The sequence below is a fragment of the Shewanella carassii genome (genome assembly GCF_019670705.1).
GTDB classification, from domain to species: domain Bacteria; phylum Pseudomonadota; class Gammaproteobacteria; order Enterobacterales; family Shewanellaceae; genus Shewanella; species Shewanella carassii.
Genome location: NZ_AP024618.1, coordinates 1,740,214 through 1,764,412 on the forward strand (window position 1 = coordinate 1,740,214; position 24,199 = coordinate 1,764,412).

Annotated in this window: 23 protein-coding genes and 3 tRNA genes; 21 read left to right on the top strand and 5 right to left on the bottom strand. The window is 52.8% G+C overall.

What is annotated here, in order from left to right; translation table 11 throughout:
- Positions 1–22: 22 nt before the first annotated feature.
- A complete protein-coding gene (locus tag K5621_RS07970) occupies positions 23–451 on the top strand; it encodes an AAA family ATPase (RefSeq protein WP_229671837.1) in 429 nt (142 codons plus the stop codon).
- Positions 452–544: 93 nt separating this feature from the next.
- On the opposite strand, the gene bioA is transcribed toward K5621_RS07970, so the two are convergent.
- On the bottom strand, positions 545–1,861 hold the full coding sequence (gene bioA / locus K5621_RS07975) for an adenosylmethionine--8-amino-7-oxononanoate transaminase (RefSeq protein WP_221050870.1): 1,317 nt from the start codon (positions 1,859–1,861) through the stop codon (positions 545–547).
- 174 nt (positions 1,862–2,035) lie between these two features.
- Between bioA and bioB the strand changes: the two genes are divergently transcribed.
- Genes bioB through bioD form a run of 4 tightly spaced genes read left to right on the top strand, consistent with a single transcriptional unit; the run spans position 2,036 to position 5,756 of the window.
- Entirely contained in the window at positions 2,036–3,100 is a 1,065-nt protein-coding gene (bioB, locus tag K5621_RS07980) for a biotin synthase BioB (protein WP_039032871.1), read from the top strand.
- 1 nt (position 3,101) lies between these two features.
- On the top strand, positions 3,102–4,241 hold the full coding sequence (locus tag K5621_RS07985) for an aminotransferase class I/II-fold pyridoxal phosphate-dependent enzyme (RefSeq protein ID WP_245003150.1): 1,140 nt from the start codon (positions 3,102–3,104) through the stop codon (positions 4,239–4,241).
- Positions 4,238–5,029, top strand: coding sequence for a methyltransferase domain-containing protein (locus K5621_RS07990; protein ID WP_221050871.1), 792 nt, complete (start codon positions 4,238–4,240; stop codon positions 5,027–5,029). The genes K5621_RS07985 and K5621_RS07990 overlap by 4 nt, the downstream gene beginning before the upstream one ends.
- Positions 5,030–5,066: 37 nt before the next feature.
- On the top strand, positions 5,067–5,756 hold the full coding sequence (bioD, locus tag K5621_RS07995) for a dethiobiotin synthase (protein ID WP_221051153.1): 690 nt from the start codon (positions 5,067–5,069) through the stop codon (positions 5,754–5,756).
- A gap of 46 nt (positions 5,757–5,802) precedes the next feature.
- On the opposite strand, the gene pepE is transcribed toward bioD, so the two are convergent.
- Entirely contained in the window at positions 5,803–6,513 is a 711-nt protein-coding gene (pepE, locus tag K5621_RS08000) for a dipeptidase PepE (RefSeq protein WP_100142390.1), read from the bottom strand.
- A gap of 291 nt (positions 6,514–6,804) precedes the next feature.
- On the opposite strand from pepE, the gene htpX reads away from it, so the two are divergent.
- Together htpX and cctA are read left to right on the top strand one after the other, a co-directional pair.
- Positions 6,805–7,671, top strand: coding sequence for a protease HtpX (gene htpX / locus K5621_RS08005; RefSeq protein WP_100142391.1), 867 nt, complete (start codon positions 6,805–6,807; stop codon positions 7,669–7,671).
- Between the two features lie 303 nt (positions 7,672–7,974).
- On the top strand, positions 7,975–8,322 hold the full coding sequence (gene cctA / locus K5621_RS08010; protein WP_100142392.1) for a tetraheme c-type cytochrome CctA: 348 nt from the start codon (positions 7,975–7,977) through the stop codon (positions 8,320–8,322).
- Between the two features lie 95 nt (positions 8,323–8,417).
- Here the strand turns inward: cctA and K5621_RS08015 are convergent, their stop codons facing one another.
- Entirely contained in the window at positions 8,418–9,158 is a 741-nt protein-coding gene (locus K5621_RS08015) for a cytochrome b/b6 domain-containing protein (RefSeq protein WP_221050872.1), read from the bottom strand.
- Positions 9,159–9,342: 184 nt separating this feature from the next.
- Between K5621_RS08015 and K5621_RS08020 the strand changes: the two genes are divergently transcribed.
- Positions 9,343–9,987 (top strand): helix-turn-helix transcriptional regulator, encoded by a 645-nt coding sequence (locus tag K5621_RS08020; protein WP_100142394.1) that lies wholly within the window; start codon positions 9,343–9,345, stop codon positions 9,985–9,987.
- A 278-nt stretch (positions 9,988–10,265) separates the two neighbouring features.
- Here the strand turns inward: K5621_RS08020 and K5621_RS08025 are convergent, their stop codons facing one another.
- Complete coding sequence (locus K5621_RS08025; RefSeq protein ID WP_221050873.1) at positions 10,266–12,020, bottom strand: M61 family metallopeptidase; 1,755 nt, start codon at positions 12,018–12,020, stop codon at positions 10,266–10,268.
- A gap of 240 nt (positions 12,021–12,260) precedes the next feature.
- On the opposite strand from K5621_RS08025, the gene hinT reads away from it, so the two are divergent.
- From hinT to K5621_RS08045, 4 genes are read left to right on the top strand one after another with little or no spacing between them, the layout of a single operon-like run.
- Positions 12,261–12,617 (top strand): purine nucleoside phosphoramidase, encoded by a 357-nt coding sequence (gene hinT, locus K5621_RS08030; RefSeq protein WP_100142396.1) that lies wholly within the window; start codon positions 12,261–12,263, stop codon positions 12,615–12,617.
- Positions 12,614–13,114: a PaaI family thioesterase gene (locus K5621_RS08035; protein ID WP_100142397.1), complete on the top strand. Its 501-nt coding sequence runs from the start codon at positions 12,614–12,616 to the stop codon at positions 13,112–13,114. Before hinT ends, K5621_RS08035 begins: the two co-directional genes overlap by 4 nt.
- Positions 13,111–13,563, top strand: coding sequence for a PaaI family thioesterase (locus tag K5621_RS08040; RefSeq protein WP_100142398.1), 453 nt, complete (start codon positions 13,111–13,113; stop codon positions 13,561–13,563). Before K5621_RS08035 ends, K5621_RS08040 begins: the two co-directional genes overlap by 4 nt.
- A 17-nt stretch (positions 13,564–13,580) precedes the next feature.
- Positions 13,581–13,970, top strand: coding sequence for a YcfL family putative periplasmic lipoprotein (locus K5621_RS08045; protein ID WP_100142399.1), 390 nt, complete (start codon positions 13,581–13,583; stop codon positions 13,968–13,970).
- A gap of 85 nt (positions 13,971–14,055) precedes the next feature.
- Here K5621_RS08045 and folD read toward each other — a convergent pair whose 3' ends face one another.
- Positions 14,056–14,910, bottom strand: coding sequence for a bifunctional methylenetetrahydrofolate dehydrogenase/methenyltetrahydrofolate cyclohydrolase FolD (gene folD, locus K5621_RS08050; protein ID WP_100142400.1), 855 nt, complete (start codon positions 14,908–14,910; stop codon positions 14,056–14,058).
- Between the two features lie 236 nt (positions 14,911–15,146).
- On the opposite strand from folD, the gene K5621_RS08055 reads away from it, so the two are divergent.
- From K5621_RS08055 to K5621_RS08095, 9 genes are all read left to right on the top strand, one after another.
- Positions 15,147–15,223: transfer RNA gene (locus K5621_RS08055), tRNA-Pro, on the top strand.
- 67 nt (positions 15,224–15,290) lie between these two features.
- Positions 15,291–15,367, top strand: a tRNA-Arg gene (locus K5621_RS08060).
- A gap of 9 nt (positions 15,368–15,376) precedes the next feature.
- A tRNA-His gene (locus K5621_RS08065) sits at positions 15,377–15,452 on the top strand.
- Positions 15,453–15,700: 248 nt separating this feature from the next.
- Positions 15,701–17,005 (top strand): trigger factor, encoded by a 1,305-nt coding sequence (tig, locus tag K5621_RS08070; protein ID WP_221050874.1) that lies wholly within the window; start codon positions 15,701–15,703, stop codon positions 17,003–17,005.
- A gap of 92 nt (positions 17,006–17,097) precedes the next feature.
- Complete coding sequence (gene clpP, locus K5621_RS08075) at positions 17,098–17,706, top strand: ATP-dependent Clp endopeptidase proteolytic subunit ClpP (protein WP_100142636.1); 609 nt, start codon at positions 17,098–17,100, stop codon at positions 17,704–17,706.
- A gap of 88 nt (positions 17,707–17,794) precedes the next feature.
- Entirely contained in the window at positions 17,795–19,075 is a 1,281-nt protein-coding gene (gene clpX / locus K5621_RS08080) for an ATP-dependent protease ATP-binding subunit ClpX (protein WP_100142402.1), read from the top strand.
- Between the two features lie 129 nt (positions 19,076–19,204).
- The gene (lon, locus tag K5621_RS08085) at positions 19,205–21,562 is read left to right on the top strand and encodes an endopeptidase La (protein ID WP_100142403.1); all 2,358 of its coding nucleotides are present in this window, start codon (positions 19,205–19,207) and stop codon (positions 21,560–21,562) included.
- 257 nt (positions 21,563–21,819) lie between these two features.
- On the top strand, positions 21,820–22,092 hold the full coding sequence (gene hupB / locus K5621_RS08090) for a nucleoid-associated protein HU-beta (protein ID WP_100142404.1): 273 nt from the start codon (positions 21,820–21,822) through the stop codon (positions 22,090–22,092).
- Between the two features lie 209 nt (positions 22,093–22,301).
- On the top strand, positions 22,302–24,161 hold the full coding sequence (locus K5621_RS08095; protein ID WP_221050875.1) for a SurA N-terminal domain-containing protein: 1,860 nt from the start codon (positions 22,302–22,304) through the stop codon (positions 24,159–24,161).
- Positions 24,162–24,199: the final 38 nt, after the last annotated feature.

Here is a 24,199-nt window from a genome sequence, read left to right on the forward strand (position 1 = left end):
TAACAGCCGCTTGGCGATCATCATGCGCGGTCTGCCGGGCAGCGGCAAATCTTACTGGGTTCGGCAGTTTATCCAGGAACTACCAGCGAGGCTTGCTCAGAATGTCACTGAGAGAGGCCTGTGCTCAACCGACAGCTTCTTTTACCAAAATAACCGCTACTGCTTCGACATTGCCCGTTTGCCGGAATTTCACCAGCTCAACCTGAGCCGCTTCATCGAGGCGTTGGCAACCGGTGTGCCAGTGGTTATTTGTGATAATACCAACATGGCACTGTGGGAGTTTGCGGCCTATCAGGTGGCTGCGAGGGCTTTAGGTTATCGAGTGCATATTCAACAGATTGGTGATGTGCGCAGTAACACACATCAACGTGAATGTGCCAAACGAAACAAACACGGCGTCAGTCTTAAATCCATTCAAAGAATGGCTGGTTTATTTCAACAATTAACATAACAGATTCTGAAAGCGGTTTTGTTTGTAGTGGCAACTAAGCTAAGACCCTGATAACACATTTCACCTGTTTATCATTTTGCTGTTTAAGCATATTCAGCCGTGGCTGACGAAGGCGCTGTCATCTTGATTTTGCTCGCTCGTCAGTGCGGCCACTTCCAGCATGGCCCGGCTCAGGCAGCTTAGCTCTTCTGCACTGATACCATAGGGAGGCATGATATAGATGAGTTTGCCAAAGGGACGGATCCACACGCCGCGGGCAACAAATTCGGCCTGCAGCGCGGCGGTATTGACCTGTTTGTGCATCTCCAGAACCCCAACGGCGCCAAGCACCCGCACTGCTTTGACTCCCGGTAGTACCGCTGCCGGTGCCAGTTCCTGTTTAAGCTGAGTTTCAATGGCCTTGACCTGAGCTTGCCACTCACCGTTTGCCAGCAGGGCTAGGCTGGCGCGGGCAGCACTACAGGCCAGAGGATTGGCCATAAAGGTCGGCCCATGCATAAATACGCCGGCAGGGGAGCTGTCTATGCCGGCCGCCACTTTATCGCTGCACAGCGTCGCCGCCAGACTGATATAGCCGCCGGTGAGCGCCTTACCGACACACATGATGTCCGGCGCTATGTCGGCGTGTTCGCAGGCAAACAGCTTACCGGTGCGGCCAAAACCTGTGGCGATTTCATCCAGGATCAACAGTACATCGTACTTGTCGCACAGGGCTCTTGCCGCCTTGAGATAGTCGGCGCTGTAAAACCACATGCCACCGGCACCTTGCATTATGGGTTCGAGGATCAGCGCGGCGGTTTGTTTGCCGTGTTCGGCCAGCATGGCCTCGAGTCCGGCGATGTCATCTGCTTTAGCGGCTTCACCGAAGGGTGTACTCGGCGCCGGGGCAAACAGTTGCCGGGCCACATTGTCACCAAACATGGTGTGCATGCCGCCCTCCGGGTCGCAGACGCTCATGGCGGCGAACGTGTCGCCATGGTAGCCCTGCTTGACCGTCATGATGCGGTTTTTCTCTGTCTTGTTTTGCCCTTGCCAGTACTGCAGCGCCATCTTCAGCGCCACCTCCACCGCAATGGAACCTGAGTCAGCCAGAAACACCTTGGTCAGCGGTTCCGGGGTGATAGTGATGAGCTGGCGACACAGTTCGATGGCGCTCTCATGGGTGATCCCTCCGAACATCACATGGCTCAGGCGTTTGAGTTGCTCTTCCATGGCACCGAGAATTGCCGGGTGGCTATAACCATGGACGCAGGCCCACCAGGAACTGGTGCCGTCGATGAGCTCGCGACCATCCTCCAGTGTCAGGCGTACGCCTTTGGCGGCTTTGACCCCATAAACGGGTAGGGTGTGGCTCATGGAAGTGTAGGGATGCCAGATATGCTGACGGTCAAAACGATAATCTATGCTCATATATTAACCAAAGGTAAACCTGTGCAACTGGTTGGCGTTGACAGTGAGGGTGTCGCGGGTATGCTAACGAAAATAATTCAGGCCTTCAAGCAGCCAACTGAACCCGGAGCCCGATGGATTAATCGGCAAAATCGGCTTCAGCAACAAATAGATCAGACTCAGGTAACACAGAATATGTCCAATACAGAGCTGCGCCATGACTGGCGCCGTGAAGAGGTTGAAGCCCTCTTTGCCCTGCCGATGAATGATTTGTTGTTTCGTGCCCACAGCGTGCACAGAACCCATTTCAATCCCAATGAAGTTCAGGTCAGTCGTCTGTTGTCAATCAAGACGGGGGCCTGTCCGGAAGACTGCAAATATTGCCCCCAGAGCGCCCGCTACGACACAGGATTGGAAAAAGAGCGTCTGCTGGAGATGGAAAAGGTACTGACAGAGGCCAGAAGTGCCAAGGCCGCCGGGGCGACCCGCTTCTGCATGGGAGCCGCCTGGCGTAACCCGCATGAACGCGATATGCCTTATCTCAAGCAGATGGTGCAGGAGGTTAAATCCCTGGGAATGGAAACCTGTATGACTCTGGGTATGCTCAGCGAAAACCAGGCCAACGAGCTGGCCGAAGCCGGGCTGGATTACTACAACCATAACCTGGATACCTCGCCGGAATACTATGGTGACATCATCACCACCCGCACCTATCAGCAGCGGTTGGACACCCTGGCCAATGTGCGCGCCGCCGGTATGAAGGTGTGCTCTGGCGGGATTGTCGGCATGGGCGAGCAGGCCACCGACAGGGCGGGTTTGCTGCAACAGTTGGCCAATCTTGAGCAACATCCCGACTCTGTGCCTATCAATATGTTGGTCAAGGTGGCCGGTACGCCGCTGGACAGCCTGGACGACCTGGATCCACTGGAGTTTGTGCGCACCATAGCCGTGGCCAGAATCATGATGCCTTTGTCGCGGGTACGCTTGTCGGCCGGGCGTGAAAATATGACAGATGAGCTGCAGGCCATGTGTTTCTTTGCCGGCGCCAACTCGATTTTCTATGGGTGCAAGTTGTTGACCACCGCCAACCCGGAAGAAAATGACGATATGAGCCTGTTCCGCCGTCTGGGATTGACCCCGGAGCAAGGCAAGGCCGCCACGGTCGAGGAAGAGGGCGCCGAAATAGCCCGCGTCGCGGCCAAGGCAGAGGCTATCAATAACAAGGCTCAGGGACAGTTTTACGACGCCGGAGCCCTGTAACTTGACCTCATTGCTGGACAAAATGGCCCGCCGCCGTGAAGAGCTTGCGCGCGGCGGCTTGCTCAGGCAAAGACGCTGCTTCGCCGCAGCGTCCGGCCGTGAGCGACTATTGCATCCTGTTGCCCAAGCCACAGGCAAACCATTGCTGGATTTTGCCGCCAATGATTATTTGGGCCTGGCCCGTCATCCCAAGGTCATCTCTGCGCTTGCCAATGGGGCAACTCTCTATGGCTGCGGCAGCGGCGCTTCACCTCTGGTTTCAGGTTACAGCGAGGCGCATCTCAAGCTGGAACAAGGTCTGTGCCGGGCACTCGGTGCAGAAGCGGCGTTACTGTTCAGTTGTGGTTTTGCCGCCAACACTGCGCTGATGAAAACCCTGTTTAGCGCCGAAGATACAGTGATTGCCGACAAATTGGTGCACGCCTCCATGATAGATGGCCTGCGTGACTCAAAGGCCAAAATACGGCGTTTTGCCCATAACGATATGGCGGCCGCCACAACGCTTTTGGCCCGGCATCCCGGCAGCGCTGTGCTCACCGAAACCGTGTTCAGCATGGATGGCGACAGGGCGCCGCTTGGTAAATTGAGCCACTTGTGCCAAGAGCACTGCAGCCCGCTTATTCTCGATGATGCCCACGGCTTCGGCCTATTTGAGTCTTCACCCTTGCCGGTATTTGCCCGCTTGGTGACCTTTGGCAAGGCGCTAGGTGGTCAGGGCGCGGCGATTGTGGGCTCGCAGGAGTTGATAGATTATCTGGTGGCCAATGCCCGTGAATACATCTATTCCACCGCGCTGTCACCGGCCTGCTGTATGGGCGTGCACGGGGCCCTGGAGCTGATCCAGCAAGAGCCCTTGCTCGAGCGCCTCAACGCCAATATCGCTTTGTTTCGCCGCAGCTGCCAAGCGGCGGGGATCTCCTTGATGCCATCTGAGTCGCCAATTCAACCTCTGTTGGTGGGTGAGAGTGACAAGTGTATGGCGCTGGCGGCAAGGCTTTTGGAACGCGGCTTCCTGGTGGGGGCGATTCGGCCACCCACAGTCCCCAAAGGCAGTGCCAGACTGCGTATTACCCTGAGCGCCGAGCACAGGGAGCTGGATATACTGGCCTTGGCCTCGGCACTGGCGGAGCTGATGGCATGAGCAACATCAGTCACGAACCTCTGGCCAGTCACACAGGCCTGGTGCAATCCGTGCCGCTTGGGGATGTCGCCGGGCGCTTTTCCAAGGCGGCAAGCGCTTATGAGCGCCACAATAAGGTGCAGCGTCTGACGGCCGAAGCCTTACTTGACTGGGACGATTGCCCACATTCAGGACAACTGCTGGATATAGGTGCAGGTCCGGGCACGGCTTTTGCCACGCTCAGGCCCCAAAGCGTGACCGCCCTGGATATCGCCAGCGGAATGCTCAAGCAGCTGAAGGGAAACTTCCCCGATTATCAGGCTGTTTGTGGCGATGCCGAGCAGCTTCCCTTTGGCGACAACAGCTTTGATGCGGTTTATTCCAATCTGGCGCTGCAGTGGTGCGGCGATATTCCGGCCGCCTTGGCAGAGATTTTTCGGGTCATGCGCCCGGACGGCTCGGTACGCCTTGCCATAGTGGCCCGCGGCAGTTTGCCCGAATTACAGACGCTGGGGCTGCGAGTCAAGGCGTTTGCAGCCGAGGATATGTTGGCGCAAGCGCTGGGCCAGCATCCCTGGCAGAGCTTGCACACGCAAAGCCGCACCTTCCAGTGCCATTTTGCCAATCTCAGGGAATTGCTTTACTCCATCAAGGGGGTCGGCGCTTCAGTCGGCGCCGACAAAAACTCAGGTGCCGGGCTCAAGGGAAAGGGTTTTTGGGATACACTTAACGGGCAGGCCGAGGTTCTAAGAACAGACAAGGGATTGCCGCTGACATACAGGATAGTAATGGTTCAGGCCCGAAAATAACCATTGATGTTTAGGCAGTAGGGGTAGTTCAGCGATGATTTTTTTTGTAACAGGTACAGATACCGACAGTGGCAAGACTCAGGTCGGAGCTGCGCTGCTGCATAAGGCTCGAGTCGAGCATGGCTTGAAAACCTTGGGGGTCAAACCCCTGGCCTCGGGTTGCCACAACACCCCTTACGGGCTGAGAAACCCGGACGCCCTGGCCCTGATGGATGAATCCTCTCTGAAACTGCAATACGACAAGATGAATCCTTTCAGTTTTGAGCCGGCGATTGCCCCTCATATTGCTGCCGCCGATCTCGGCCTGGATATCAGCCCAGAGGCGGTACTGGCGGCGCTGGATTTTACCCAGTATGCCATGGCCGATTTCTGCCTGATAGAAGGGGCCGGTGGTTGGCGTTTGCCTTTGGGGGAGGGGCGTTTCTTATCGGAAGCGGTGCAGGGACTGGCTCTGCCCGTGATTCTGGTGGTCGGAATGAAGCTTGGCTGTCTTAATCATGCCGTATTGACCCAGGAAGTGATCCGCGCTGATGGGCTTGAAATCGCCGGTTGGGTGGCCAACCGCGCCGAAGCCGATATGAGCCGCTTCGATGAAAACCTGGCCAGTCTTAAAGACTTGATGCAGGCACCGCTATTGGGAGTGGTGCCGCATCTGGCTCATCCCAGTGCCGAGGCCATGTCTCAGCACCTAGATTTGAGCCCTTTGCTGGCTAAAGCGCATGGTTGAGCCCTGGAGTTAACAAGCAGCAAGGCCCCGTAGGGCCAAGTGTTTTTTAGCTCAAAAGATTGGAAAGATCACTGCCTACAGGCACGGGGATCTCCTGCTCTACACCGCTGAACAGATAAGCTTCCTTATCTCCCAAAAGACTCAGTTTATTGTCCTGCAGCAACAGGGCGCTGCCTTCCTGGATAGCCAGCACCGGCGTCTTGGGATCAACACTGGTAAACTCAAGCAAACGCTGGGCCCGGGTTTCACCATTATGACCCGGCGCCTTGTAGTTGCTGTAATGCGGATTGATCTGCAGTGGCAGCAGGCCAAGGGCACTGAATGATGGCGGCTCTATAATAGGCATATCATTGGTGGTACGTATGCTGAGGCCGGCAATATTTGAACCGGCACTCCAGCCGATATAGGGTTTGCCGGCGGCGACTTCCTCTTTGATCAGATGCAGCAGATCGTAGCGGTACAACTCATGCAATAGGTGGAAGGTATTGCCACCACCAACCAGAATGCCGTCAGCATCGCGAATAGCCTGCTTGGGGTCGCCATGTTGATGGATAGAGGAGATATCCAGTCTCAATGGCGCCAGGCCATTAACCACGGCTTCCAGATAGTTGTCATAGCTCATGCTGACACCGGCGTAAGGGATAAATATCCACTTGCGGGCCTTTTCTGTCATGGGTTCAATATAGGGCAGGGCATGTTCCAGGTAGGGGGTGTCGCCAGCGCGGGAGCTGCTGAGCAGCAGGGCATTTATCGTCATAATCGTCGCTGTCCTTCAGATTTGTTTGCGTTGTTTGATGGTAACAAAAAGCCTTTGCACTCAACAATCGTGACCGACTTTTTTCACCGTCTTAAAAAGCCGCACTTGGGATGTTGATTAAGTTTAATTTAATCAACGCTGCCTAGACTGCTGCTTCCTCTGCGTCGGGAGAGGCTGAGTGGGGAAAACTAAACAATAATTTATTTTTTCCCCCTTGAATTCCTGCAAAGCAGACATATTATGTCTGCAATGACGCAATTCCGGTACAGAAGGTACCTTACAGGAGCTGATATGAAGCGTGTATTTCTACTGATTTTGACTAACCTTGCCATTTTGCTGGTGGCATCGATCGTCATGTCTATTTTGGGTGTCAATACTAAGACCATGGGTGGTCTGCTGGTGTTTGCGGCGATCTTCGGTTTCGGTGGCGCCTTTATCAGCTTGGCGATTTCCAAGTGGATGGCCAAGAAGACCATGGGCTGTGAAGTGATCACTGAGCCCCGTGACAATACAGAGCGTTGGTTGCTCGATACCGTCGCCCGTCAGGCACAGCAGGCCGGGATTAAGATGCCGGAAGTGGCTATCTACCAGTCGCCTGAGCTGAACGCCTTTGCTACTGGCCCAAGCAAAAACAACTCTCTGGTGGCAGTGAGTACCGGCCTGCTTTACGGCATGAGTGCCGATGAAGTCGAAGCCGTACTGGCGCACGAAGTTAGCCACGTGGCCAACGGTGACATGGTGACTCTGACCCTGATCCAAGGCGTGGTAAACACCTTTGTTATCTTCGCCGCCCGCGTGGTTGCCGGTATCGTCAACAACTTTGTCGCCAGCAACGATGAAGAAGGTGAAGGCCTGGGCACTATCGCCTATATGGCGGTGGTATTTGTGCTGGATATGCTGTTCGGTATTCTGGCCTCCATGGTGGTGGCATACTTCTCCCGCATTCGTGAGTTCCGCGCCGATGAAGGTGCTGCTCGCCTTGCCGGTAAGAATAAGATGATTGCGGCCCTTGAACGTCTGCGTACTGGCCCGGAAACCGGTGCCATGCCAGCCAATATGTCGGCCTTCGGTATCAACGGCAAGCGTTCAATGACCGAACTCTTTATGAGTCATCCACCGCTAGAAAAGCGTATTGAAGCGTTGAGAAACCGCGGATAATTCAACGATACTTTCTCTCAAGGAGGCCTATTGGCCTCCTTTTTTATGCTGTTGAAACGCTTATTAATACAGAAGTCACTAGGTAAATTAAATGTAAAATTCCGTAATTAACCGATGGTTACATGATTCAGCGCACATTTTGCTTTTGCGCAAGTTGCTAAAGTGGCGCCGACTTAAATTAGTTTGCCAATTGGCAAAAGCTTGACTAAGTTAATCCAAGTCGTGCTATTTGTTGATAGAGAGACGAAAGTCATACCTGACATAAGAACTTTCGCTCGACTGTCATTATCGGAGGATATTATTGTGAGCAAGAAACTATTGAGTGTGTTGTTCGGTGCTGGTCTGGCCGCACTGGCCCTGTCACCATCTGCTTTTGCAGAAGATCAAAAGCTGTCTGATTTCCACGCGGATATGGGCGGCTGTGAAAGCTGTCACGCCGATGGTTCTCCTTCTGCTGACGGCGCCTATGAATTTGAACAGTGTCAGAGCTGTCACGGTTCGTTGGCAGAAATGGACGCAGTGCACAAGCCTCACGATGGCGCACTGGTATGTGCCGATTGTCATGCCCCTCACGATATGAATGTCGGTCAGAAGCCTACCTGCGATAGCTGCCACGATGATGGCCGTACTTCGGAAAGTGCTCTGAAGTAAGCCCGTATCGCTCGAATGACAACGCCGGCTTAATGCCGGCGTTATTGTTTCTGGCTTGTGCTGGTCTCTGGTTCAGTATGGGCCGATATCTTAATCTAGTCTTTATCCAGCGGCGTTGTTGGCAGATATTTATTGCCGGAAAACATAGCCGAAATGATACCGGGCTGACGCTTACGCTCGGCGTGGATCACCGCTGCTATGTGCAGCAATACCAACAGAAGCAACAGATATACGCTGTAGACATGGACTTTTCCTGCCAAGCCCTTGGCACCTTTAATCGCTGCAGCCTTGTCTGGATTAACGCCTGTGTCATCATAGGGTTTGAGGTTGGTAGGTTCGACACCATCGGCGGCGATATATTCCTGAACCATGCCGCCCAGCGGTGGATAGTAGATGTCAGTACCGGCTCGCACCAAACCTGTCACCATGATCAGGGTCAGCAGACCAAACAAAGCGATGACCGCCAGTTTCCCCGCCGGATTATGACCGAGATATTGTGGGTTTTCGCCTTTCTTGAGAGCCGCGCGATAGCTTGCCAATTCCCCTTTTTTCGGGAGCAGTGTGCCAAGACGCGCCTTAATGGGACCGAATAATCCCCACAGTAATCTGAATGCCAGGTTGATGGCAAAGACATAACCTATCCAGACATGCAGTGTTTTCAAGCCGATTTTGGCGTCGAGGCCGCTGATCCCCAAATTGGATTTGAACATCATTACTCCGCCGATGATTGTCATCATTAGTACTAACACCAGGTTTACCCAGTGAAAAAGGCGAGTGGGAAGATCCCAGGCCTGATAACGAGACAGGCGCACTTCGCCCGCAGTATTGGTTTCCATATTTGATCCCCCAGATCTGTTTTACCCCTTTATGTTAATGCCTGTGGCGGCGCTTGTTCAGTTAACTCTTATTCATTTTGAGTGTGAAACTGGGGTCTGTGCTGCTATTTCAAGTAATCACTGATTTTGATACATAAGTTAATTTAATGTAAATTTCGTTTGTGTAATCAATCGAGGGCCGCCTATGTTCAATGTGATGCACTGGTTAGTGGTTTCCAGGTCCGCTCTGTTGACCGAGCTGATGGATAGCCGTTGGCCGCAGGAGTTTTTGGTGCGCTTATCCTGTTTCTCCCCCGAGCGATGGCACATTGATGCCTTGGGAGCCGATGTCGACATGCTGCTGCTGGATTTGGCTACAGTGGAGTCGGCTTTGGGCTATAAAATCCTTAAACAGGCCGCCAAGAGCCGCGGTTGCAAAGTGGTGTTACTGCATTATCCCAGAAGGGTGGAGTATGAATGCCTGTTGTTGCCGTCTGTGGTCAAGGCGGTTTTCTATCCCGAGGCGAGCTTGGCACAGCTAGGCCGTGGCCTGGATATTGTGCAAAAGGGCGGCTGCGATATTCCTTTTGAGTTGCAATCTCGGCTGGCCAAGGGAGAACTCAGTGGCGATGTGCTGACTTTCAGGGAGCGGGAGGTGTTGCAGGCGCTACTGGCCGGGCTCAGTAATCAACAGATTGCCACTTCCCTGTATGTCAGTGAGAGTACGGTTAAGACCCATCTCTATCGGGTGTTTCGCAAACTGAATTTAAGCAACCGGGCCCAGGCGATGGCCTGGGCTCAGCGCCACTTGATGGCCGATGTGGCCGAGAGTCAAGGCTCAGGCAGTTAGGGCAGGTGCGAATAAGTCCTCGCGGCCTTCTCTTTTGTAAAGAGTGGCTTACACAGCAATTGGCGTTCAAGGCATCTGACTGAAGGCATGCCGGGGTCTGTCGAAGTCGGATAACGCAGAGAGCCGGTTGCTGTGAAAGCCTCAAAGGGCGTGACTTACAGGCTTGCCTGCTGTGTTATGCTTCTTGCAAAGGACTAGGGCCATTTGCTGCGAACCACGCCTTGCATCCAGGCCTGTAAGCCTACGCAGAGCACGCATGGGACTTGTTCGCACCTTCCTTAACCCAGCCAGGCCTTGGCTTTGGCTGGATCGGTGAGCTTGAGTGACACAGTATCTATTGCCGCCGGGTTGATAGGCAGTTGGCCTGTCATCAGTTCATCACGGCGGAAGAAGTGCAGCTCCAGACTATCGCCGGGCTCATATTGCTGCAGTTCATTTTCAAACTGAGCGCCGACCTGCAGACCATTGGCGGCAATCAACAGGTCCTCGGCCGCGAGCCCGGCGCTGTGAGCCGCGCTGCCGTTGGTCACACTCACAATCCTTAACCCCAGGGCTTCAGCCTTGTAGCGGGCTCCGAAGCCGATTTTTTGCCCCTCAACATCCCCGCCGCCCTGATCCTGAGCGCTTTGGGCACTGCGAAGCTGCATCTCGATTCCGAATTGTACCAGCAGGGGCGCCAGCGGCAACTCTTGGGTAGTATCCAGAAAGGCAAATTCTGCGCTGGCATCCCGGCCAAGCAGCTCCTCATAGAGGCGGCGATGGGAGTCATCTTCAGTACCTATACCCTGGCTGCCAAAGGCCTGCCACAGCTTTTGCATCAGGTTATCCAGGGTGTATTTCCCCTGGGTTTCCAGTCTCAGAGTCAAGTCCAGATACAGGGCAAACAAAGCTCCCTTGGTGTAATAGCTGACGATGGCGTTGGCGGCGTTTTCATCCTGTTTGTAGAACTTGGTCCAGGCATTGAAGCTCGAATCTGTCAGGCTCTGCAACTGCCTGCCCGGCATGCGATACACCCGGGTCATGGTCTGGGATAGCATCTCCAGATATTGTTCATTGGAAACCCTGTTGGCTCTGAGTGTCATCAGGTCATCATAATAAGAAGTGATACCTTCATAAGCCCACAACTGACGGGTGTAGCTCTCAGCCTCCAACGCATAGGGAATGAAGCTGGCAGGCTTAATGCGTTTGACGTTCCAGCTGTGGAAGTATTCGTGACTACAGAGCGACAGATAAGTGCGGTAATCCTTGTTAACCGGCATCTCCATACTCAGCGGCAGATCCTTACGGGAGCAGTGCAGGGCGGTGGAGGCTCTGTGTTCCAGTCCTCCAAAGCCATTGCCCAATACCTGAGTCATAAACAGGTAGCGCTCAAACGGCGCTTCACCGAAGAAGCGGATCTGGCTCTCGCAAATAGCCTTGAGATCGTCAAGCAGCCTGGGCATATGGCAGCGGTGACGCCCAGTCAGTATCACATCATGGCGCACGCCACAGGCCTCAAAACTGCCATGGGTAAAGGTGCCCATCTCCACCGGATGGTCGATAAGCTCATCATAGTTGGCGGCGCTGAAACGGCCGAACTGCCACTCTTCACCTTCGATTTGACTCAGGGTTGTTGCCAGTTGCCAGTTGGCTTCCTCTTTGGGAGGCAGAATTTCCAGCTCCAGCGGCTCAAGCTCTTTGCCGGCCACCGCCAGAAAGACGCTGCTGCCGTTGAAAAAGCCGTGGGTTTGATCCAGATGGGCGCTGCGCACCGACATATCCCAGGCATAAACCGAGTAGCGCAGTTGCAGTGATTCGGCATTGGAATCTATCTGCCAGCGCTGCTTGTCGAGCTGAGTAATGCTGAGTGGACGCTCCAGCTCATCAAAGGCTTTAAGATCTATGATATTGCGACAAAAATCGCGAACCATGTAGCTGCCCGGGATCCAGGATGGCAACCAAAGTTCCTGTCTCGGGGCCGGTGCCTGAATGGTGATGTTGACCTCAAACAGGTGAGCGTGGGGATCTATGGGGCAAATCTGATAACTGATCATCTAATATCCGTATGAATCGTTGACGAGTGCCGGGAGCCAAATTGGGTGCTATCCGGCTGAGCATAGCGACAATGCTGCCAAAAAAGCCTGGCTGCGGCAATTACTTGCCGAGTTTTAAAAGGCTTGGGGGCAAATCGCAGTGGCCGATTACATCTCTGGGCCGAATGGTATTATACTGCCAAGAACACAGAGGTTTGGCTCTTGGGCCGAGCCTGAACCGACACACCGGAGAGTGGCAAAATGGCCGAAGAAACCATATTCAGCAAAATTATTCGCCGTGAAATACCCACGGACATACTGTATCAGGACGAGTTGGTGACTGCCTTTCGGGATATCAATCCCAAGGCGCCTACCCACGTGCTGATAGTACCCAATCATCTGATCCCCACGGTCAATGATGCCAAAGCCTCGGACGAGCAGGCCATCGGCCGTATGGTTACAGTGGCCGCCAAGCTGGCCGCCGAGGCCGGGATTGCCGAGGACGGCTATCGTTTGATCATTAACTGTAATGAGCATGGTGGCCAGGAAGTGTTCCACATCCACATGCATCTGCTTGGCGGTAAAGCCTTGGGGCCAATGGTGAGTCCAGAGTCATGAAAGTCAATCCGGAGTTTTTCCCGCTGACGACTCTGGCGAGCCGTTTTGTCAACCAGTTGGCTCAGTGCCGTCGCCTTATGCTCAAGGTACATGAGGCCAGTGAGCACCATGTACTGATAGAATTGCCCTACAGTGCCGAGTTGGTGGGGTATCCTGAGACAGGGGTTATCCATGGCGGGGTTATCACCACATTGATGGATACCGCCTGTGGCTGCGCCGTGGTTTGTGCTATCAAGGACAAATATGGTTCGCTGGAGATCTCACCAACTCTGGATCTGCGGGTCGATTATATGAAGCCCGCCGAACCCCACAAGCCGGTTTATGGTTTTGCCGAGTGTTATAAGTTGTCATCCAGCGTGGCGTTCACCCGGGCCATCGCCTATCAGGACAGCATAGACGACCCCATCGCTCATGCGGTTGGCTCCTTTATGCGAATAAGCCCAGAAATGATCGGGGACACTTTCCGCAAGGCGCTGATGGGAGAAGAGGCGAAATGACAGACGCCAAGGCATCCATGGATGTAAAAAGCATAGTCGCCAAGGTGACAGAAACCAATGATTTCAGTCATTTGCTTGAGCATGTTCCCTATGCTCGCTTTATCGGCATGTTGGTGGAAAGGTTTGGCGATGAGCTGGTGTTTCGCCTGCCGGCCAAAGATGACAACATAGGCAATCCGGTATTGCCGGCCATTCACGGCGGGGTGATCGCCGGATTTATGGAGATGTCGGCCATCATTCAGCTGATGGTGTTTATGCAAACCAGTAAGGTGCCCAAGGTGGTTGATTTTTCCATCGACTACTTACGCGCCGGTTATCATAAGGACAGTTTCGCCGAGTGCCGAATTACCCGTCAGGGGCGGCGAGTGGCTAACGTCAATATCGATTGTTGGCAAACCAACCGTAAGCAGTTGATAGCAACCGCCCGGGCACACTTTTTGATTGACTGAGAATAAAGGATTGGCAGATGAAAAAAGTCTTGGTAATAGCAGCAACCCTGCTGGCTCTGGCAGGCTGCGCCAACCATACGGCCGGGGTGTATGCTAGCTCGACCGGTGAAAGCCGTATCGACAACAGCAGTTTTGCCCGCTCAGTGAGTGTCGGAGACTTGATGGCCAGAGGCGAGGGCGGTTTGCTTAGAGGCACTGCCACCATCAGCAGCAAAGTCGCTACCGATATGCGTGTTCAATATAAGTTCACCTGGTATGACGCCAGCGGTTATACCTTGGACGATGAAGGTGTATCCTGGAAGTCGGTCAAGCTGCATGGTAAACAGCAGTTGCAGGTGAGCGCCGTGGCGCCGAATCCGACAGCTAGCCGCTTTGAAGTCTATGTCAGAGAAGCTTTTTCCAACTGAACTTTGGTGAGAGTGCCTAATTTAAAACCCCCGAGGGTCTGAAAATGATCGTCGGGGGTTTTGTCTTAAATAGGTGCGTGTTTGCTTAGTCGTGATATTGCTCTGCGGCAAACAGAGTGTTTTCCAGCAAGCTGGCGATGGTCATCGGACCGACGCCGCCGGGAACCGGGGTGATATGGCTGGCGCGCTCACAGGCAAGATCAAAGTCAACATCTCCCACCAAGCGGCCGTTGTCGAGTCGGTTTATGCCCACGTCTATGACTATGGCTCCCGGCTTGATCCAGCTGCCCGGAATAAAACCGGGTTTACCTACGGCCACCACCAGAAGATCGGCGCGGCTGACTTTGTCTTTGAGGTCTTTAGTGAATCTGTGGCAAGTGGTGGTGGTGCAGCCAGCCAGTAAGAGTTCCAGCGTCATGGGACGACCCACGATATTGGAGGCACCAACCACAACTGCATCCAGACCATAGGTATCGACTCCGGTAGACTTGATAAGAGTCATGATCCCCATAGGAGTGCAGGAGCGCAGTACCGGGATCCTTTGAGCCAAACGGCCGACATTATAAGGATGGAAACCGTCGACATCTTTGTCGGGACGGATCCGCTCAATGACCTTGGATTCTTTAATATGTTCAGGCAGCGGCAGCTGCACCAGAATGCCATCTATGGCGGTATCTTCATTGAGCGAGTCTATCAGGGTCAGCAGTTCTTCTTCACTGGTGGACTCAGGCAGATCATAGGAGCGGGAGATGAACCCCACTTCTTCGCAGGCTTTACGCTTACTGCCGACATAAACCTGAGAGGCAGGATCCGCTCCCACCAGAATAACAGCCAAGCCTGGGATACGCTGTCCCGCTGCTTGACGTGCAGTGACTTTCTGCTTTAGCTGTTGTCTTATGGATTGCGCAATCGCTTTGCCATCTATGAGTTGGGCTGTCATGGGTGTAGGATATCCTTTTATATGGCGCGATGTTAGAAACGGCGCCATTTTACCAGTGAGGCTTAGGGGTGTCATGGACAAACCGGCTCCAGAACACAGAATTTCGTCAAAGCAGCACGTAATTTCGCCAAGCAGATGGCATGGTTAAAAAAATCGTTGACGCTTGTCGGGTGAGGGGCTAAGATGCGCTCCGTTCTCGAGGCTGGCAGGTGTAACCGGGCTTGGAGAAAAATTCTCGGTGATTAGCGCAGCCTGGTAGCGCATCTGCTTTGGGAGCAGAGGGTCAGAGGTTCGAATCCTCTATCACCGACCAGATTTCAAGGGCAGTGTGGATAGCATTGTCAGTACCGCTTAGGATGCAAATTTAATTTGCAGGTCCTGCGCCCGTAGCTCAGTTGGATAGAGCATCCGCCTTCTAAGCGGATGGTCGCAGGTTCGAATCCTGCCGGGCGTACCATCTTCGGTGGTGATTGTAGCTCAGTTGGTAGAGCCCTGGATTGTGATTCCAGTTGTCGTGGGTTCGAGCCCCATCAGTCACCCCACTCTTTTATAAAAAAGCGACCTTAGGTCGCTTTTTTTATGCCTTTTTCTGTGGCATTGAGACTCGACTCCACTAAGATCGGTCGATATAATGCTGCGTCTTGATAACAATCAACATTGTGCGACCGGTGCCGGAATTCACTACTGATGGGCATTCCAGTCAAGTTTAAAGAGATCAAGAAACGAATACCTGAATAGTTGAAACAATCGGCTATTGCAAAGGACGTTAGACACATTTCGAGGTAAAACAATGCAAGTTTCTGTTGAAACAACCCAAGGCCTGGAGCGTCGCCTGACCATCTCTGTTCCTGCAGAGCAGATCGAAAAACTGGTTAAAGACAACCTGCTGCGCGAAGCCAAGCGTGCACGTATCCCCGGCTTCCGTCCAGGTAAAGTCCCAGCGAGTGTGATTGAAAAGCGTTATGGCAAAGCGATTCGCCAAGACATCACTGGTGAAGTGATGCAGCGCAACTTCATTGAGGCCATCATTGCCGAGAAGTTGAACCCTGCCGGTGCTCCTACCTTTACCCCAGGTGCCACTGACGCCGAAAAGTTTGAGTTCACCGCGACCTTTGAAGTTTATCCAGAAGTTGAAATCAAAGGCCTGGACGGTATCGAAGTTGAGCAACCTGTTGCCGAAGTACAACAAACCGACGTTGACAACATGATCGAAACCCTGCGCAAGCAACACGCGACTTACGAAGCGGTTGAGCGCGCTGCCGAAGACGGTGACAAAGTGGTTATCAACTTTGTGGGTAGTGTTGACGGTGAAGAGTTTGAAGGCGGCAAGGCCGAAGATTTCGAACTGCAACTGGGCAGCGGTCGTATGATCCCTGGTTTTGAAGAAGGCGTTAAAGGCCACAAAGCTGGTGAAGAGTTCGACATCGACGTGACTTTCCCTGAGGAATATCACGCCGAAAACCTGAAAGGCAAAGCCGCCAAGTTCGCTATCACAGTGAAAGAAGTCAAGGGTGCCAACCTGCCTGAAGTTAACGACGAGTTCGCCAAGCTGTTCGGTATCACCGAAGGTGGCATCGATGCTCTGAAAGCTGAGATCAGCAAGAACATGAGCCGCGAGCTGGAACAAGCTCTGAAAGCCAATGTGAAAGAGCAAGTGCTTGATGGCCTGCTGGCTGCCAACGAAATCGAGCTGCCAAAAGCGCTGATCGACGGTGAAGTTAGCGTTCTGCGTCGCCAGGCCATGCAGCGTTTCGGTGGTCAAGGTGCCAACATGCCTGAGCTGCCTGCCGAGCTGTTCACTGAACAAGCCGAGCGCCGTGTTAAAGTCGGCCTGCTGCTGGGCGAAGTGATCAAGTCCAACGAGCTGAAAGCCGATGAAGAGCGCGTACAGGCGCTGATCGCTTCCATGGCTTCTGCCTATGAAGATCCAAAAGAAGTGATCGAATATTACAACGGTAACGAAGAGTTGATGCAGAACATGCGCAACCTGGCTCTGGAAGAGCAAGCCGTTGAAGCGGTTCTGAAATCAGCCAAAGTGACTAAGAAAGATGTCGCTTTTGAAGAATTTATGAACAAGGCTACCGGCCGCGCATAACCTAAGCTTGACTTGCTTGGTTGTTCGCCATTTATAATGGCTCGTATGAGGTCCCTCATGCGGGCCGTTTTTTTATTTAGGGAAAGTTAATGATGCATAACGCGCCAGAATCAGTACTTAATGCACTCGTTCCTATGGTGGTTGAGCAAACTGCCAAGGGAGAACGCTCTTACGATATCTATTCACGCCTGTTGAAAGAGCGGGTGATCTTCCTGGTTGGTCAGGTTGAAGAGCACATGGCCAATCTGATCGTGGCACAGTTGCTGTTTTTGGAATCAGAAAACCCGGATAAAGAGATCTCTCTCTATATCAACTCACCAGGTGGCTCTGTCACTGCTGGTATGGCTATTTATGACACCATGCAGTTTATCAAGCCAGATGTCAGCACTGTATGTATCGGACAAGCAGCTAGCATGGGCGCCTTCCTGTTGGCCGGTGGCGCTAAGGGTAAGCGTCACTGTTTGCCGAACTCACGGGTGATGATCCATCAGCCTTTGGGTGGCTTCCAGGGACAGGCATCGGATATTGCTATCCACGCCCAAGAGATACTGGGGATCAAACAGAAGCTGAACCAGATGTTGGCCGAACACACAGGTCAACCGCTGGAAGTTATCGAGCGGGATACCGACCGAGACAACTTTATGAGCGCTTCTCAGGCCATGGAATACGGTTTGGTCGATTCGGTTCTGACCAAACGTTAAGGCTGATTTTTGCTTATGGCTGGGCTATGCTCAGATTGAAGACGCTTAAGTGTATGGCAGTAGAGCAGACTGCAAAAGAGGTAGAGTAATGGGTGACAACAAAGGCAACGGTGATAGCGGCAAATTGCTGTATTGCTCTTTCTGCGGAAAAAGCCAGCATGAAGTTCGCAAGCTGATCGCCGGGCCATCTGTGTATGTATGTGATGAATGTGTCGAGTTGTGTAACGACATCATTCGCGAAGAGATAAAAGAGATTTCGCCCAACCGGGATCAGGACAAGCTGCCGACTCCCCACGAACTGCGTGCACACCTGGATGATTATGTTATCGGCCAAGAGCAGGCCAAGAAGGTGTTGTCTGTGGCGGTTTATAACCACTACAAGCGCCTGAAGAACAGTGCTCCCAAAGATGGTGTGGAGCTTGGCAAGAGTAATATTCTGCTTATCGGTCCAACCGGTAGTGGTAAGACCTTGTTGGCAGAGACCTTGGCGCGGTTCCTGAATGTGCCTTTCACTATGGCGGATGCCACCACATTGACCGAAGCCGGTTATGTGGGGGAAGACGTTGAAAACATTATTCAGAAGCTGCTGCAGAAGTGCGACTATGATGTTGACAAGGCGCAGCGTGGTATTGTCTATATCGATGAGATTGACAAAATCAGCCGTAAGTCAGATAACCCTTCCATCACCCGAGACGTGTCCGGTGAAGGGGTGCAGCAGGCACTGCTGAAACTGATTGAAGGCACTGTTGCCGCCGTGCCTCCTCAGGGCGGCCGTAAACACCCACAACAGGAGTTCCTGCAGGTCGATACCTCTAAGATACTCTTCATCTGTGGTGGTGCCTTTGCAGGCCTTGAGAAGGTGATTGAGCAGCGCTCTCACGTGGGTAGCGGTATCGGCTTCGGTGCTCAGGTTAAAGGTCAGGCCGAGAAGGCCACCATCACAGATACTCTGTTGCAGGTCGAGCCGGAAGATTTGGTCAAATATGGCCTTATTCCTGAGTTTATCGGGCGTCTGCCTGTGGTTGCAACTCTTGGCGAACTGGATGAATCCGCTTTGGTGCAGATCCTGTCCGAACCCAAGAACGCTATCACCAAGCAGTTTGCCACTTTGTTCGAAATGGAGAATGTCGAACTTGAGTTTCGCGACGATGCCCTCAAGGCGATAGCGCAAAAGGCGATGTCCCGCAAGACAGGGGCCCGTGGCTTACGTTCCATCGTTGAAGCGATACTGCTGGATACCATGTATGACCTGCCTTCCATGGATAACGTGGTCAAGGTGGTTATTGATGAATCCGTGGTGAAAGGTGAGTCAGCGCCTATTCTTATTTACGAGAATAATGACTCCCAGGCTGCTGCCGGTGACCAATAACTGAGCAATAAGCTATCAAGTTGAAAATTAAGGAGTCCATCAGGGCTCCTTTTTTTGTCTTTACCATTGAAAGCCGGGAAAGCGTCCCAATATACTCACTGTAATCTTTAACTGAAACGGAATCGAACTATGACCCTAGAGCGTGAAGCGCGAATCGAATTGCCCGTGCTGCCACTGAGAGACGTGGTGGTCTATCCCCATATGGTAATTCCGTTATTCGTAGGACGTGAAAAGTCCATCCGTTGTTTGGAAACTGCCATGGCGCAGGATAAACAGATCATTCTTGTGGCGCAGCGGGATGCGGATCTGGACGAGCCTGGCATAGACGATATTTTCGACGTAGGTACAGTCGCTTCCATTTTGCAGCTGCTGAAGCTGCCAGATGGCACAGTCAAGGTGTTGGTTGAAGGCGGCAAGCGCGCCCGTATCGAACGCTATACCCAGGAAGAAGAGTTCTTTGTTGCTACCGCGCACTACCTGGAGTCCGAAGCGCTGGACGACAGGGAAGAAGAGGTGCTGGTTCGCAGCGCTATCAGTCAGTTTGAAGGCTATATCAAGCTGAACAAGAAAATTCCGCCCGAGGTACTCACCTCTCTCTCTGGTATCGAAGAGGCCGACAGATTGGCCGATACCATGGCGGCGCATATGCCGCTTAAGCTGGCAGACAAACAGTCTGTACTGGAGATGGTCAAGGTCGGTGAAAGACTCGAGTATCTGATGGCCATGATGGAAGCGGAAATCGACCTGCTGCAGGTAGAAAAACGCATCCGCTCCCGGGTCAAGAAGCAGATGGAAAAGAGTCAGCGTGAGTACTATCTCAACGAGCAGATGAAGGCTATCCAGAAGGAGCTTGGCGATCTTGATGAAGGCCATGACGAGTTCGAAAGCCTTGGCCGCAAAATTGAAGAAGCCGGCATGCCGGAAGAGGCCAAAGAGAAGGCGTCTGCCGAGCTCAATAAGCTGAGAATGATGTCACCCATGTCGGCCGAAGCCACTGTGGTGCGCAGCTATGTTGACTGGATGACCTCAGTGCCCTGGAAACAGCGCTCCAAGATTAAGCGTGACCTCTCCAAGGCCGAACAGGTACTGGATACAGATCACTATGGCCTGGAGAAGGTTAAAGAGCGGATCCTCGAGTATTTGGCGGTACAGAGCCGGGTGAAACAGCTCAAGGGCCCAATCCTGTGTCTGGTTGGCCCGCCAGGGGTTGGTAAGACATCCCTGGGGCAATCTATTGCTAAAGCGACTGGTCGTAAGTATGTGCGGGTCGCATTGGGCGGCGTGCGTGATGAGGCGGAAATCCGTGGTCACCGCCGTACCTATATAGGTTCTATGCCGGGCAAAATCATCCAGAAGATGGCCAAAGTCGGGGTGAAAAACCCGCTGTTTTTGCTCGATGAAATCGACAAGATGAGCTCGGACATGCGCGGCGATCCGGCCTCGGCATTGCTGGAGGTGTTGGATCCCGAGCAGAACGCCACCTTTAACGATCACTACTTGGAAGTGGATTACGATCTGTCCGATGTGATGTTTGTGGCCACCTCCAACTCGATGAACATCCCGGGCCCCTTGCTGGATCGGATGGAAGTGATCCGTCTTAGCGGTTACACCGAAGATGAGAAACTCAATATTGCCAAACAGCACTTGTTGCCGAAACAGATTGAACGTAACGGCCTGAAGAAGAATGAAATCACTATCGATGATAGCGCCATTCTCGGGGTGATCCGCTACTACACCCGTGAAGCCGGGGTGCGGGCGCTGGAACGTGAGCTGTCGAAGATTTGCCGTAAAGTGGTCAAACAGATCATGCTGGAGAAAGATACCAAGCATGTGGATGTCAATCAGGACAACCTCAAGTCTTTCCTCGGGGTACAGCGCTTTGACTATGGTAAGGCCGAGTCCAAGAATCAGATTGGTCAGGTAACAGGTTTGGCCTGGACTGAAGTGGGCGGCGATTTACTGACCATCGAAGCCACCTCTGTTGCCGGTAAGGGTAAGCTGACCTATACGGGCTCACTGGGTGATGTGATGCAGGAGTCTATTCAGGCCGCAATGACAGTGGTTCGTTCGCGCGCCGAGCAGTTGGGGATCAACCCTGACTTCTACGAGAAGCGTGATATCCATGTGCACGTACCCGAAGGGGCAACTCCGAAAGATGGTCCATCAGCCGGTGCCGCCATGTGTACCGCGTTGGTTTCCAGCCTGACGGGTAACCCGGTCAAGGGTGAAGTTGCCATGACAGGCGAAATTACCCTGAGAGGCGAGGTGCTGCCAATCGGTGGTCTGAAAGAGAAACTGCTGGCGGCCCACCGCGGTGGCATTAAGCTGGTATTGATACCCAAGGAGAACGAACGGGATCTGGAAGAAATTCCGGCTAACGTAGTGGCAGACTTGGAGATTCGCCCGGTTCGTTGGATAGACGAAGTGCTGCAACTGGCGCTTGAGCGACCAGTCGAGGGCTTTGAAGTGGTTAAAAATTTGGGCTAACGCAAGAAAATGTCCTATGCCACTAAAAAAAGTGAAAAAAGGGGCTTAACAAAACCCAGACCTGTGGTAGCCTAGGTCTGTGGAGAGCCAGTTGTGCCAAGCCCTTGGGGCGACTGGCTTTGAGCTGTATCCAATTTAAATTCTTTGGTTTTCCAACTGTGCTTGAACTTTGATATCAAGCTTGTTATAAAAGCCTCCGCAGACCGCTCTAGAGAAGGATTTGGTTGCGGCGCGAAAATTACATTCAAGGGGATGACATGAACAAATCTGAACTAATCGAGAAAATTGCTTCTGGTGCTGATATTTCTAAAGCCGCTGCCGGCCGTGCATTGGATTCTTTCATCGCAGCTGTGACTGAAGGTCTGAAAGAAGGTGACAAAATTTCTCTTGTTGGTTTCGGTACTTTTGAAGTGCGTGAGCGCGCTGAGCGTACTGGTCGTAACCCACAGACCGGTAAAGAGATCAAAATCGCTGCAGCTAAGATCCCTGCATTCAAAGCAGGTAAAGCTCTGAAAGACGCTGTTAACTAATTAACATCGCAGCCTTTGTAGGGCTTTCGTAAAGATTAAGCACTGCCAGGCAGTGCTTTTTACGGATTGGAAGCGCCGGATTAGCCGACGTTTCGGAGTGTGAGGATAAGCTGAAGTAGCGTCTGCAGACTCCATTCATGTTACAGATAGGCGCATCCCACAAGAGATGCGCCTTTTTTTTACTATTAATCGCATAAGCGAGACGTCTGATGTTAGAGAAGATTCGCGAAGGGTCACAGGGCGTAATAGCCAAAGCTATTTTGGTACTGGTGATACTTTCCTTTGCATTTGCTGGTGTAAGCAGTTACCTGGGTTCCTCCTCAGTGGCTCCGGCCGCCACAGTCAATGGTGAAGAGATTTCCACGACCGAACTGGACCAGGCCTATCAAAGCGAGCGTGCCCGTCTGGAACAACAACTGGGCGAGATGTTTGACGCTCTGGCGGCCAATGATGCCTATCTGGCCAGTATCAAGAAAGGGGTGCTTGAACGTCTGGTAGCACAAAAGCTGCTGGATCAAGCCGCCGCAGAGATGGGTCTGAGAGTATCCAATGCTCAAATCGTAGAAGCGATTAGACAAGAGCCCGCTTTCCAAACTGAAGGTAAGTTCGACAACGATCGCTTTGAAGCGATTCTACGTCAACTGGGCTATCAACAAGCGACTTTCCGTGAAAGCATGCGGGTGGACATGACTCGTCGTCAGCTGATCAGCGCTTTGATTGGCAGTGAGTTTGTTCTCAATGGTGAGGCAGAATCGCTGGCCAAGTTGCAGGGACAAACCCGGGATATCCGCTATCTGATGGTAGATGCAGAGCCTTTCCTGGCCGAGGCTACTGTGACCGAGGAAGAAGTTAAGTCATTCTATGACACCAACCCGGCCCAATTTGAACGTCCGGAAATGGTCAGTCTTGAGTATGTTGAGCTCGATGCCAAAGATTTGGCCAATGGCATTCAGATCAGCGATGAACAAGCCAAGACTTACTATGATGAGCATCAGAATCAATACCAGACTGCTGAAAAGCGTCTGGCGGCCCATATTCTGATCGACGCATCTACCGACAACGCCGAAGCCAAGGCCGAGGACCTTCATAAGCAACTGGAAAATGGCGCTGATTTTGCTGCGCTGGCCCAGTCAGACTCTCAGGATATCCTGAGCGGTGAGAAGGGCGGTGAATTGGGCTGGTTTGAACCCGGTGTGATGGACCCTGCGTTCGACGAAGCCTTGTTTGCGTTGAACAAGGGTGATATCTCCAAAGTAGTCAAGACACCTTTTGGTTTCCATATCATCAAGTTGCTGGATATCCAAAGCGGCCAGACGGCTCCTTTCGCCGAAGTGAAAGACAAGATTGTCGCCCAGCTCAAGCAGGATGAAGCAGTTAACCAATTCTATGGTTTGCAGCAGAAGCTGGCCGATACCAGCTATGAAATTCCTGATAATCTGCAGGAAGCGGCCAAGGCCGTAGGGGCAGAGATCAAGACGACTCGACTGTTTGGCCGTGACAACGCACCAGCTCCTTTTGATAAGCCAGAGCTGTCCAAGGCCGCGTTCTCCAGCGATGTGCTGGGGGGCATGAACAGTGAGCTGCTTGAAATTGATCGCAATCATGTTGTCGTTATTCGCATCAAAGAGCATCAGCAAGCCGGTACACTGGAATTCGCCGAAGTGAAGCCTGCCATTGAAGCGCGTCTCAAGCAGCAAAAGGCCAATGAGATTGCTCGTGACAAGGCGCAGGAATACATGGTCAAGCTCAAAGAGGGTAATGCCGATATCGCCCTGCAGAGCCGTGCTAACCTGGGACGTTTCACCCAGGACGTAGATTCGGCGTTGGTGAGCAAGGCATTCCAGATGGCCAAGGCCAAAGAGGGCTTGAGCGTTGATACTGTATCGCTGGCGACTGGTTATGCGGTGGTGGTATTGGATGCTATTCATGACGCAGAAAGCGCACCGGCCGATCAGGTTGCGGCTATCAAGCAAGGTCTCAACAGCCAGTACGGTGAGAATGACTATCGCGCCGTTATCGATATGCTGAAGGCCAAGGCTGAAATCGTTTATCCGGAGGATAATGAGTAAGTCAACTCATTGATTTAGTGTAAAAAACCGGTCAAATT